At 67.0% G+C, this 11,507-nt stretch carries 10 protein-coding genes and 1 pseudogene; 8 read left to right on the forward strand and 3 right to left on the reverse strand.

Going from position 1 to position 11,507, the window contains the following annotated elements; genetic code table 11:
• Positions 1 to 41: 41 nt before the first annotated feature.
• The 3 genes from A5750_RS23465 (at position 42) to gatB (ending at position 4,051) form a co-directional block, all read left to right on the forward strand.
• Positions 42 to 1,073, forward strand: a complete 1,032-nt coding sequence (locus tag A5750_RS23465; protein WP_066952469.1) for an ATP-dependent 6-phosphofructokinase — start codon at positions 42 to 44, stop codon at positions 1,071 to 1,073.
• Positions 1,074 to 1,208: 135 nt separating this feature from the next.
• On the forward strand, positions 1,209 to 2,384 hold the full coding sequence (locus tag A5750_RS23470) for a MinD/ParA family protein (protein WP_231989289.1): 1,176 nt from the start codon (positions 1,209 to 1,211) through the stop codon (positions 2,382 to 2,384).
• A gap of 155 nt (positions 2,385 to 2,539) precedes the next feature.
• A complete protein-coding gene (gene gatB / locus A5750_RS23475; RefSeq protein WP_067266090.1) occupies positions 2,540 to 4,051 on the forward strand; it encodes an Asp-tRNA(Asn)/Glu-tRNA(Gln) amidotransferase subunit GatB in 1,512 nt (503 codons plus the stop codon).
• 21 nt (positions 4,052 to 4,072) lie between these two features.
• On the opposite strand, the gene A5750_RS23480 is transcribed toward gatB, so the two are convergent.
• A complete protein-coding gene (locus tag A5750_RS23480; RefSeq protein WP_066952473.1) occupies positions 4,073 to 5,194 on the reverse strand; it encodes a sorbosone dehydrogenase family protein in 1,122 nt (373 codons plus the stop codon).
• Positions 5,195 to 5,454: 260 nt separating this feature from the next.
• Here A5750_RS23480 and A5750_RS23485 point away from each other — a divergent pair, with 260 nt between their 5' ends.
• The gene (locus A5750_RS23485; RefSeq protein WP_066952475.1) at positions 5,455 to 6,312 is read left to right on the forward strand and encodes a DoxX family protein; all 858 of its coding nucleotides are present in this window, start codon (positions 5,455 to 5,457) and stop codon (positions 6,310 to 6,312) included.
• A gap of 4 nt (positions 6,313 to 6,316) precedes the next feature.
• On the opposite strand, the gene A5750_RS23490 is transcribed toward A5750_RS23485, so the two are convergent.
• Positions 6,317 to 6,676 carry a PH domain-containing protein gene (locus tag A5750_RS23490; RefSeq protein WP_197505523.1) on the reverse strand — a complete coding sequence of 120 codons (360 nt, stop codon included), beginning with the start codon at positions 6,674 to 6,676 and terminating at the stop codon, positions 6,317 to 6,319.
• 310 nt (positions 6,677 to 6,986) lie between these two features.
• Here A5750_RS23490 and A5750_RS23495 point away from each other — a divergent pair, with 310 nt between their 5' ends.
• The 4 genes from A5750_RS23495 (at position 6,987) to A5750_RS23510 (ending at position 10,851) form a co-directional block, all read left to right on the forward strand.
• Complete coding sequence (locus tag A5750_RS23495) at positions 6,987 to 8,855, forward strand: acetolactate synthase large subunit (RefSeq protein ID WP_067266095.1); 1,869 nt, start codon at positions 6,987 to 6,989, stop codon at positions 8,853 to 8,855.
• Positions 8,855 to 9,355 (forward strand): acetolactate synthase small subunit, encoded by a 501-nt coding sequence (gene ilvN / locus A5750_RS23500; protein WP_066952481.1) that lies wholly within the window; start codon positions 8,855 to 8,857, stop codon positions 9,353 to 9,355. The genes A5750_RS23495 and ilvN overlap by 1 nt, the downstream gene beginning before the upstream one ends.
• Positions 9,356 to 9,388: 33 nt before the next feature.
• Positions 9,389 to 10,390 carry a ketol-acid reductoisomerase gene (gene ilvC, locus A5750_RS23505; protein WP_082939807.1) on the forward strand — a complete coding sequence of 334 codons (1,002 nt, stop codon included), beginning with the start codon at positions 9,389 to 9,391 and terminating at the stop codon, positions 10,388 to 10,390.
• Positions 10,391 to 10,479: 89 nt separating this feature from the next.
• On the forward strand, positions 10,480 to 10,851 hold the full coding sequence (locus A5750_RS23510) for a nuclear transport factor 2 family protein (RefSeq protein WP_067266096.1): 372 nt from the start codon (positions 10,480 to 10,482) through the stop codon (positions 10,849 to 10,851).
• A 52-nt stretch (positions 10,852 to 10,903) separates the two neighbouring features.
• On the opposite strand, the pseudogene wrbA reads toward A5750_RS23510, so the two are convergent.
• A pseudogene (wrbA, locus tag A5750_RS23515) lies at positions 10,904 to 11,501 on the reverse strand (NAD(P)H:quinone oxidoreductase).
• Between the last annotated feature and the right edge of the window lie 6 nt (positions 11,502 to 11,507).

Here is an 11,507-nt window from a genome sequence, read left to right on the forward strand (position 1 = left end):
TTTCGTCGCCGTGCGAGTGTCGGGCAGGGCAAGATGAGGGCATGCGGATCGGAGTTCTCACCGGGGGCGGTGACTGCCCGGGGCTGAATGCCGTCATTCGGGCGGTGGTGCGCACCTGCGACGCCCGGTACGGCTCGTCGGTGGTCGGCTTCCAGGACGGGTGGCGCGGGTTGCTGGAAAACCGGCGCATTCAACTGCAGAACGACGATCGCAATGACCGGCTGTTGGCCAAGGGCGGCACGATGCTGGGGACCGCCCGGGTGCATCCCGACAAGTTGCGGGCCGGGCTCGACCAGATCAAGCAGACGCTGGACGACAACGGCATCGACGTCCTCATCCCGATCGGCGGCGAGGGCACCCTGACCGCCGCCCACTGGCTGTCCGACGAGAACGTGCCCGTCGTCGGGGTGCCGAAGACCATCGACAACGACATCGATTGCACCGATGTCACTTTCGGCCACGACACCGCGCTGACGGTGGCCACCGAAGCCATCGACCGCCTGCACAGCACCGCCGAATCCCACCAGCGGGTGATGCTGGTGGAGGTGATGGGCAGGCACGCCGGCTGGATCGCGCTGAACGCCGGGCTGGCTTCCGGCGCGCACATGACGCTGATTCCCGAACAGCCCTTCGACGTCGAGGAGGTGTGCCGGCTGGTCAAACGCCGCTTCCAGCGCGGGGATGCGCACTTCATCTGCGTCGTCGCCGAGGGTGCCAAACCCGTCCCCGGCTCGATCTCGTTGCGCGAAGGCGGAATTGACGAGTTCGGCCACGAGAAGTTCACCGGCGTCGCGGCCCAGCTGGGCGCCGAAGTGGAGAAGCGGATCAATAAGGACGTCCGGGTGACCGTGTTGGGCCATGTTCAGCGCGGCGGGACGCCCACGGCCTACGACCGGGTATTGGCCACCAGGTTCGGCGTCAACGCCGCCGACGCCGCGCACGCGGGCGAATACGGCCAGATGGTGTCGCTTCGGGGGCAGGACATCGGCCGGGTGGCGCTGGCCGACGCGGTCCGCCAGCTCAAACTGGTGCCGGAAAGTCGCTACGACGACGCCGCCGCCTTCTTCGGGTGATCCCGGCCGGTTCGGCGAACGTTGGGTGGCTTCGAGCTGACGCCGGCCTGAATTTGCCCGGCGATGGACCAGCTTAGGACCCGTCGGCGCAAATTGGTGGTTTCCGGACTGGTCCTCAGGGGTTATACCGGGGATGTGAGCAACCGCGGTTCGGTTCGCGGAGTCGTTCAGCATCCCGCGGCGTCGGCGGGGCCCCCGGCCCCGCCGCTCAATCCGCCGCAACCACCTCGGCGCGTCGACGGCGATCCGGCGGCGGCCACGGTGCCGCAGGCCCATCGCTCCGATCCGTCCATCCGCCGTCCGCCGTTCCAGGCGCCCCCGCCCGCGCGCGTCCCCGCGCCGCCGCGGCCGGCGCGACTTCCGGGCGGGACGGCGCTGGACGGACTCGACCAGCGGGGACACGAGGGCTCCGCGCGGTTCAACTGGCGCAAGGTGGTCCATCGCCTGACCGGCGTTGATCTGGGCCCCGGCAAGGACTCGCAGTACAAAGAGGACCTGCGGAACCGCATTCGCGCGGTCGTGGGCGGCGCATTTCCCATCGCCGTCCTCAACCTCAAAGGCGGCGTCGGCAAGACCTCGGTGGTGGAGGCGCTGGGGTCCACGTTCGCCGATGTGCGCCACGACCGGATCATCGCCGTCGACATCGACGCCGGGGATTTGGTGGAGCGGCATGGCCGTCCTAACTCCCTGAACATGGCCGACCTGCTCGCCGACGGGGCGATCACGAATTATGCGGATGTCCGGGCGCACACCTACATGAACAATTTCGGCCTGGAAGTGCTCGGATTGCCCGACTATGCGCACACCGACTGGCGGCTCGAGCGTCACCATGTGGTGAAAGCGTTTTCGCTGCTGCGAAATCACTATTCGGTGGTGCTGGTGGACTGCGCCAAGGCCCTCAATTCCGGTGTGATGGACGCGGTCCTGCCCGAGGCGCGGGCGCTGGTCGTGGTGACCAGCACTTCGATCGATGCGATACGCAAGACGGCGACCACGCTGGATTGGTTGGGCAACAACGGATATCAAGCGCTGGTGCGGTCGACGATACTGGCGATCAACCACGTCGAGCCGGCCAAGGTAGAGCTGCTGGCCGCCAAGGAACTCGAGCGATTGTCCGCACGCGTCGCCGCGACGGTGGTGCTGCCGTTCGATCGCCACATACACGAGGGCAAACAGATCGAGCTGGATCGGCTGAGCAAGGAAAGCCGGCGCAGTTACCTGGAGATGGCGGCCGTGCTGGCCGACATGTTCCCCGGCAGGGGTGAGGAGCGCAATCGGTTCCCGGTGCCGCGCTCGCCGCACTGGCCCTGAGTTCGCCCGGTCCCCCGCAAGCGGGAGGTGCCCCCACCGCCGCGCTCGCGGTCTTCGCCCGGCTCCGCCGCGCTCGCGGTCACCACTACGCCTGATGGTGGTGACCCGCTTCGCCCGGCTCCGCCGCGCTCGCGGTCACCACTACGATCGACGGCATGAGTGTTGCTGCCAGCGCCGATCTCATGGACTACGACGACGTCATCGCGCGCTTCGACCCGGTACTCGGCCTCGAGGTGCACGTCGAGCTGTCGACCGTCACCAAGATGTTCTGCGGCTGCTCCACCGCTTTCGGCGCCGAACCCAACACCCAGGTATGTCCTGTATGCCTCGGCCTGCCCGGATCGCTGCCGGTACTCAACCGCACGGCGGTGGAATCGGCCATCCGGATCGGGCTGGCGCTGAACTGCGAGATCGTGCCCTGGTGCCGCTTCGCGCGGAAGAACTACTTCTACCCGGACATGCCGAAGAACTACCAGATCTCCCAGTACGACGAGCCGATCGCCATCAACGGCTACCTCGAAGCGCCGTTGGACGACGGCACCACCTGGCGGGTCGAGATCGAGCGCGCGCACATGGAGGAAGACACCGGCAAGCTGACCCACCTGGGCAGTGAGACCGGCCGGATCCACGGCGCCACCACGTCGCTGCTCGACTACAACCGTGCCGGGGTGCCGCTGATCGAGATCGTGACCAAGCCCATCGTCGGTACCGGTGCCCGGGCGCCGCAGATCGCCCGTGCCTATGTCACGGCGTTGCGAGACCTGTTGCGGGCCTTGGGCGTATCCGATGTTCGGATGGACCAGGGTTCGATGCGTTGCGATTCCAACGTGTCGCTGATGCCGACCGGAACGACCGAGTTCGGGACGCGCACCGAGACCAAGAACGTCAACTCGCTGAAAAGCGTTGAGGTGGCGGTGCGTTACGAGATGCAACGGCAGGCCGCCGTCCTCGCATCCGGCGGCCGGATCATCCAGGAGACGAGGCACTTTCACGAGGCGGGGTACACCAGCCCGGGCCGCGCCAAGGAGACGGCCCAGGACTACCGCTACTTCCCCGAGCCCGACCTGGAACCGGTCGCGCCCAGCCGCGAGTTGGTCGAGCGGCTACGCCAGACGATCCCGGAGCTCCCGTGGCTGAGCCGCAAGAGGATTCAGCAGGAGTGGGGCGTTTCCGACGAGGTGATGCGCGATCTGGTCAACGCCGGCGCCGTGGAACTGGTCATCGAGACCGTCAAGCACGGCGCGGCCAGCGAGCAGGCGCGCGCCTGGTGGGGAAACTTCCTGGTGCAGAAGGCCAACGAAGCGAACATCGGCCTCGACGAACTGGCGATCACCCCAGCCCAGGTCGCCGCGGTGATCGCACTCGTCGACGAGGGCAAGCTGTCCAACAAGCTGGCCCGCCAGGTCGTGGAGGGGGTGTTGGCCGGCGAGGGCGAACCCGAGCAGGTGATGACATCCCGCGGCCTCGAGCTGGTGCGTGACGATTCGGTGACCCAGGCCGCGGTCGACGAGGCGCTGGCAGCCAATCCCGATGTGGCGGAAAAGATCCGCGGCGGCAAGATGGCGGCGGCGGGGGCGATCGTCGGCGCGGTGATGAAAGCCACGCGGGGGCAGGCCGACGCGGCCCGGGTGCGCGAACTGGTGCTGGCCGCCTGCGGGCAGAGCTGACGAGAGCTCTCGCAGCGTCCGCTAGGTCTTGTCGTCGTTGTTGCGGGGGAATCCGCCGCCCTGCGGGAACAACGGGAACACCACGTCGTCGAGCTTCTCGGCATCCCCGGCGGTCTTGTTGACCGTTGCGCCCCAGACGTTTCCGTCCGGTGACATCCGCAGCGCCCACGCGTGGGCATGGGTGTCCTTGCGCACCACGTCGGGTTCGCCGGTGACCGCACCCGTCGCCGGCGCCAGCCGCACCGCCACCGTCAGTTTGGTGTTGATCAGGTTGACCAGCACGGTCCCGTCCATCGCCGCGCAGCCGGCCACGCCGGGTTTGTCCGGCCACGTCCACACCGTGGAGACCTCGGAAGCCTTGGTGATTCGCTGCAACCGATCCGCCGTCGGCGTGCGGTCGGCCACGTACAACGAGCCGTCCACCGGATCGACGCACAAGCCGCCACCGGAGCCGACGCCCGACAGCGCCGTCGTGGGCGGCGCCTGACCGATGGTGGTCGGCTGCTCGATGCGAAGGACCTTGCCCGCCAGCGATTTCGGGTCAGATGCGGCGGCCGGATTACCGGCGTCACCCGTCAGCACCACCAACGTGGTGGGGCTGGTAAAGATCAGCGCGCCGGTATTGCCGGTCGCCCCCTTGGGGATCCCGGTGAGGATGTCCTTGGGGATGTCGCCATCGGCCACCCGGATCACCCGATTGTCCGTGGGCGTGCTGATGTAGGCGTACATCAGCCGGTCTTGCGCATAGGTCGGGGACAGCACGATGTCCATCAAGCCGCCGTCGCCGGACGGGTCGACCGGGATGACCATCTTCACCTTCGGCTCGGCGCTGACCGAGATCTCCTTGACGGCGCCGGTGGTGCGCTCGGCGACCAGCGCGGTTTTGCTGTCGGGCCCCATGATCAGTCCGCTGGTGCTCTCCAGGCAGCCCTGCATCACGCCGGGAGCCGGGCAAGCCTTGGGGAACGGCGTCGGCGGCAGCGGCGGCGGTGGGGGAGGCGTCGAGCTGGGTTGCGGCTTGAGTTCCGGGTTGGTGGTGAAAGGCTGCGACTGGGCGTCGTTGAACCGCGCGCAGCCGCTCGCGACCAGCACCACCGCGCAAAGCGCGGCAAACCCGCACCGAACCGAGTGCCGTAGTCGCATGACCGACAGGCTACGGATAGTGCGCCCGCCGCCGCCACATGCCTGGGGCTGCCCGCCCGGCGCCACACGATCCGACCACTTTTGGCGCCGGCCAACGGCCGCCCCAGGGGGCCGAAATGTGGGGTTTGGTGCCCGCTGGAGCCGCGAGCGGGCTAATTTCGGCCCAATCCGCGCCACTTTGGCGGGCAAACCATCGATTGCCTGGCGAAAGCGCCGCTCAAATCCCCAATTCAGCGCCAAATGCCCTTACCCTGTCACGCGTGACCAGTCAACCGAATGACGGACATTGGCAGCGGCCCGGCGAATCCCCGGAGCCAACCCCGGGACGCCCCGCGACGGCGCGTGTGGTTGACCCCGAAGATGATCTGACGCCCGTCGGTTACCCCGGCGACTTCAACCCCTCCACTGGAACCACCACCGTCATCCCCTACATGGGCGACCACGCCGGCGTGGGCCCCAGGGCGACGAGTTACAACTTGCTCGAACAGCAGGAACCCCTGCCCTACGTCCAGGGGCAATCCGCCCGGCACGCGGCCGCCGAACCGACCGAGATCGACGCGGACGAACACCACGACCGGCTGCACGACGTCGGTCGGCGCGGCACCCAGCATCTGGGTTTGCTGATACTGAGGGTCGGCCTCGGAGTCGTGTTGGCCGCCCACGGTCTGCAGAAGCTGTTCGGCTGGTGGGGCGGCTCCGGAGTCGGCGGGTTCAAGAACTCACTGTCCGACGTCGGCTACCAGCACGCCGACATCCTCGCCTACGTCAGCGCGGGCGGCGAGCTCGTCGCCGGTGTGCTGCTGGTGCTGGGGCTCTTCACCCCGCTGGCCGCGGCCGGTGCGCTGGCCTTTCTGATCAACGGCATGCTGGCCACCATCACGGCGCGCCCGCATCCGCACACCTTCACGTACTTCCTGCCGGACGGGCACGAATACCAGATCACCCTGATCGTCTTGGCCGTCGCGGTCATCCTGTGCGGGCCCGGACGTTACGGCCTCGACGCGCGGCGGGGCTGGGCCCATCGCCCGTTCATCGGGTCGTTCGTCGCGCTGCTGGTGGGCATCGCCGCCGGCATCGCGGTGTGGGTACTGCTCAACGGGGTCAACCCGATCGCCTGACCCCTCACTGATAGGGGTTGGGCACGCGCCCGGAGCTGGCCTCGGTCAGCTGGGGCAGGGTCGCGAACGTCACGGCGGGCAACCGCAAATCCGCGCCGCTCTTGAGGTGCGCGCGTGCCCAGGAGCCCCGATGGAAGCGCAGCCCGTCGATGTCATCCCACTGCACCGTCTGGCTGCCCAGCAGCGTGCGGACCGTCACGCCCCGGTCGTCGGCGACGGTGCGTAGCCGGACGATCAGTGCCGACAGCAGCACGGGGATCACCAGCAGCGGCACGGACAGCGGCCACAGCATCACCGGTATCAGCAACCCCAGGGTCAAGAACCCGACGGCCAGGTGCGCGATGGGGGAGAGCTTGATCACCACGGGCGTGTGGGAAGACGAACCGGTAGCCACCCGACCATCATTTCACCCGGCACGGGACACCGGATCGCCGCGCGAGCGGACCGTAGCGGATTTGACGGCTGAGCTGTGCGAAGGCTACCGTCGGACGTTATGGATACCGCCGGACAGCCCGGGATGCTCGTAGTAATTAGTCGGCGCGTTGGTGCCTGACTAGCCTCTTCGGCATTTGAAGCTATCCAGACCAACGCGCAACCCTCGTGCAGCAGATGAGCTGTCGGGGGTTTTTTGTTGCCCCCAGCGAAACTCCCAGAGTGAATAAGGAACAAAGACAGTGAGCGCACCCACCAGGCAGCACGCCACACAGCCACAGCGTGCCGCCGACGTCGCCTCCGACGCGGCGGAAACCCCTGCCGCCGCCCCCACCAAAAAGCCGAAACGTGTTGGGCCCGAGAAACTTACCGGTGCCCAGTCGGTGATCCGGTCGCTGGAGGAGCTCGGCGTCGAGGTCATCTTCGGGATTCCCGGTGGTGCCGTATTGCCGGTTTACGACCCGCTGTTCGACTCGAAAAAGCTGCGCCACGTGCTGGTTCGCCACGAGCAGGGCGCCGGCCACGCCGCCAGCGGCTACGCGCACGCCACCGGCAAGGTCGGCGTCATGATGGCCACGTCGGGCCCCGGCGCCACCAATCTCGTCACGCCGCTGGCCGACGCCCAAATGGACTCGGTGCCCGTGGTCGCGATTACCGGCCAGGTCGGTCGCACCCTGATCGGCACCGATGCCTTCCAGGAAGCCGACATCTCGGGCATCACGATGCCGATCACCAAGCACAACTTCCTGGTCCGCTCGGGCGATGAGATCCCCCAGGTGATGGCCGAGGCCTTCCACATCGCCGCCTCGGGCCGTCCTGGCGCGGTGCTCGTCGACATCCCCAAAGACGTGCTGCAGGGGCAGTGCACGTTCAGCTGGCCGCCGCGCATGGACCTGCCCGGCTACAAGCCGAACACCAAGCCACACAACCGGCAGATCCGCGAGGCCGCCAAGCTGATCGCGGACGCCCGCAAGCCCGTGCTGTACGTCGGCGGTGGCGTCATCCGCGGCGAGGCGACCGAGCAGCTGCGCGAGCTGGCCGAGCTGACCGGCATCCCGGTGGTCACCACCCTGATGGCGCGCGGGGCGTTCCCCGACAGCCACCGACAGCACATGGGCATGCCCGGCATGCACGGCACGGTCGCCGCGGTGGCGGCGCTGCAGCGCAGCGACCTGCTGATCGCCCTGGGCACCCGCTTCGACGACCGGGTGACCGGCAAGCTCGACACCTTCGCGCCGGAGGCCAAGGTCATCCACGCCGACATCGACCCGGCCGAGATCGGCAAGAACCGCCATGCCGACGTGCCGATCGTCGGCGACGTCAAAGCGGTCATCACCGACCTGATCGCGATGCTGCGGCACTACGACATCCCCGGCAACGTCGACATGACGGAATGGTGGGCCTATCTGGACAGCGTTCAGTCCACCTACCCGCTGAGCTACGACCCGCAGAGCGACGGCAGCCTGGGCCCGGAATACGTCATCGAGAAGCTGGGTCAGATCGCCGGCCCGGACGCGGTGTATGTCGCCGGGGTGGGCCAGCACCAGATGTGGGCGGCGCAGTTCATCACGTACGAGAACCCGCGCACCTGGATCAACTCCGGTGGGCTGGGCACCATGGGGTTCGCCATTCCGGCGGCCATGGGGGCCAAGATGGCTCGCCCGGAGGCCGAGGTGTGGGCCATCGACGGCGACGGCTGCTTCCAGATGACCAACCAGGAGTTGGCGACCTGCGCCATCGAGGGCGTGCCGATCAAGGTGGCGCTGATCAACAACGGCAACCTGGGCATGGTGCGCCAGTGGCAGACGCTGTTCTACGAGGAGCGGTATTCGCAGACGGACCTGGCCACGCATTCGCATCGCATCCCGGACTTCGTCAAGCTGGCGGAGGCGTTGGGATGTGTCGGATTGCGTTGCGAGCGTGAGGAAGACGTCGAAGACGTGATCAATGCGGCTCGGGCGATCACCGACCGTCCCGTGGTGATCGACTTCATCGTCGGCGCGGACGCGCAGGTGTGGCCGATGGTGGCCGCCGGCACCAGCAACGACGAGATCCAGGCCGCCCGCGGCATTCGCCCGCTGTTCGACGACGAGAGCGAAGGGCACGCCTGATGCACACGCACACGCTGTCGGTGTTGGTGGAGGACAAACCCGGTGTGCTCGCCCGCGTGGCGGCGCTGTTCTCCCGGCGCGGTTTCAACATCGAGTCGCTGGCCGTCGGCGCCACCGAGCAGAAGGACATGTCGCGCATGACCATTGTGGTCAGCGCGGAGGAGACCCCGCTCGAGCAGATCACCAAGCAGCTGAACAAGCTGATCAACGTCATCAAGATCGTCGAGCTGGACGACGGGGCCGCGGTGTCACGGGAATTGGCGTTGATCAAGGTCCGCGCCGACGCGGGCAGCCGCAGTCAGGTGATCGAAGCGGTGAACCTGTTCCGCGCCAAGGTGATTGACGTATCGCCGGAGGCGCTGACCATCGAGGCGACCGGTGATCGCGGCAAGATCGAGGCGCTGCTGCGGGTGCTGGAACCGTTCGGCATCCGCGAGATAGTCCAATCGGGAGTGGTGTCGTTGTCCCGCGGTCCGCGCGGCATCGCCACGGCCAAGTAACACACAAGGAGATATTCAACAGTGGCACTAGAAATGTTCTACGACGACGACGCAGACCTGTCGATCATCCAGGGCCGCAAGGTCGGTGTGATCGGTTACGGCAGCCAGGGGCACGCGCACTCGCTGAGCCTGCGCGACTCCGGTGTGCAGGTGCGCGTCGGGCTCAAGGAGGGTTCGAAATCGCGGGCCAAGGTCGAGGAGCAGGGCCTGGACGTCGACACGCCCGCCGAGGTGGCCAAGTGGGCCGACGTCATCATGCTGTTGGCGCCTGACACGGCGCAGGCGGACATCTTCAAGAACGACATCGAGCCCAACCTCAAGCCCGGTGACGCGCTGTTCTTCGGGCACGGCCTCAACATCCACTTCGGTCTGATCAAGCCGCCCGCCGACGTCACCGTCGCGATGGTGGCCCCGAAGGGGCCCGGTCACCTGGTGCGCCGCCAGTTCGTCGACGGCAAGGGCGTCCCCTGCCTGATCGCGGTCGACCAGGACCCGACCGGCAACGGCGAGGCGCTGGCGCTGTCCTACGCCAAGGCCATCGGCGGCACGCGGGCCGGCGTCATCAAGACCACCTTCAAGGACGAGACCGAAACCGACCTGTTCGGTGAGCAGGCCGTGTTGTGCGGCGGCACAGAGGAATTGGTGAAGACCGGTTTCGACGTCATGGTGGAGGCCGGCTACCCGCCGGAGATGGCGTACTTCGAGGTGCTGCACGAGCTCAAGCTGATCGTCGACCTGATGTATGAGGGCGGCATCGCCCGGATGAACTATTCGGTGTCCGACACCGCCGAGTTCGGCGGGTATCTGTCGGGCCCACGGGTCATCGACGCCGGCACCAAGGAGCGGATGCGAGAGATCTTGCGCGACATCCAGGACGGCACCTTCACCAAGAAGCTGGTCGCCAACGTCGAGGGCGGCAACAAGCAACTCGAGCAGCTGCGCAAGGAGAACGCCGAGCACCCCATCGAGGTGACCGGCAAGAAGCTGCGCGACCTGATGAGCTGGGTCGACCGGCCCATCACCGAGACGGCGTAGCCTTTGGCGCCGAACGTGCACTCAGGGCGAGTTTTCGGCGGATTTCTCGCCGTCAGTGCACGTTCGGCGGTCAGGCACGGAGTGCCCGGATGAACGTCGATGCGGTCGCCTTCGGCCAGCAGTGGGTCGATGCGTGGAACGCCCACGACGTCGAGGCGGTCCTCGATCACTTTCACGACGACGTGGTGTTCACGTCGCCGGTGGCCGCCACGATTGTGCCGGAGAGCGCCGGAGTCGTTCGCGGGAAATCGGAATTGCGACGCTACTGGAACCTGGCGTTGCAGCGTATTCCTCACCTGCGGTTCAGCGTTGAGGCGGTCTATCAGGGTGTCGACACCATCGTCATCGCCTATCGCAACCAGGACGGTGGCCGCGTGAGCGAAGTCCTTCGATTCAGCGGCGACTTCGTAATCGAAGGCCACGGAACGTATTTAGCGCAAACGCCCGATCCCCGAGCCTGAAACTAGGCACACGTGCTCCGGCGTGTCGCGTGCGTAGTTTCAGTGTCGCGGCTCAAGAACTCAGGCGATCAGCCACCTCGACCACGCGCCGGGCCAGGTGATCCAGGGCCTTCTCCGTGGCCTCATCGAACTCGTTGATGTTGTCGTGGGTGGAGACCAGGCTCACCCCATACGGATTGCCGTCGACGAACTTCAGCGGGTCCGTGTATCCAGGCGGGACGATGATGCCGCCGAAATGCATCAGCGTGATGTAGAGCGACAGCAGCGTGGTCTCCTGACCGCCGTGCACGGTGTTGGAAGACGTGAAAGCCGCGTACACCTTGTCCGCGAGTTTGCCCTCGGCCCACAGCCCGCCCAGCGAGTCCAGGAAATTGCAATTGCGCAGCGGGAGAGCCGAAGCGGGTCGGCGAACCGAAGATCACCGCGTCGGCCCAGACGATGTCGGCACCCGTCGCCGCCGGAAGGTCCTTGGTCGCTTCGTAATTCGCGGTCCAGGCCGGGTTCTGGGCAAACGATCCCGGGTCACGGGTTTCGGCGACGTGCCGCACGCGGACTTCGGCGCCCGCGGACTCCGCCGCCGTGGCCACGCGTTGCGCCATCGCGGTGCCATGACCGGTGGCCGAGTAGTAGATGATCGCGAGCTTGGTCACGAGCGC

It is taken from the genome of Mycobacterium sp. 852002-51613_SCH5001154 (assembly GCF_001667425.1).
Taxonomy (GTDB): Bacteria; Actinomycetota; Actinomycetes; order Mycobacteriales; family Mycobacteriaceae; genus Mycobacterium.

Coding starts and splice junctions, on each gene's coding strand:
- A5750_RS23465 (WP_066952469.1), top strand. CDS start 42: ATGCGGATCGGAGTTCTCACCGGGGGCGGTGACTGCCCGGGGCTGAAT.
- gatB (WP_067266090.1), top strand. CDS start 2,540: ATGAGTGTTGCTGCCAGCGCCGATCTCATGGACTACGACGACGTCATC.
- A5750_RS23480 (WP_066952473.1), bottom strand. CDS start 5,194: ATGCGACTACGGCACTCGGTTCGGTGCGGGTTTGCCGCGCTTTGCGCG.
- ilvN (WP_066952481.1), top strand. CDS start 8,855: ATGCACACGCACACGCTGTCGGTGTTGGTGGAGGACAAACCCGGTGTG.
- ilvC (WP_082939807.1), top strand. CDS start 9,389: ATGTTCTACGACGACGACGCAGACCTGTCGATCATCCAGGGCCGCAAG.
- A5750_RS23510 (WP_067266096.1), top strand. CDS start 10,480: ATGAACGTCGATGCGGTCGCCTTCGGCCAGCAGTGGGTCGATGCGTGG.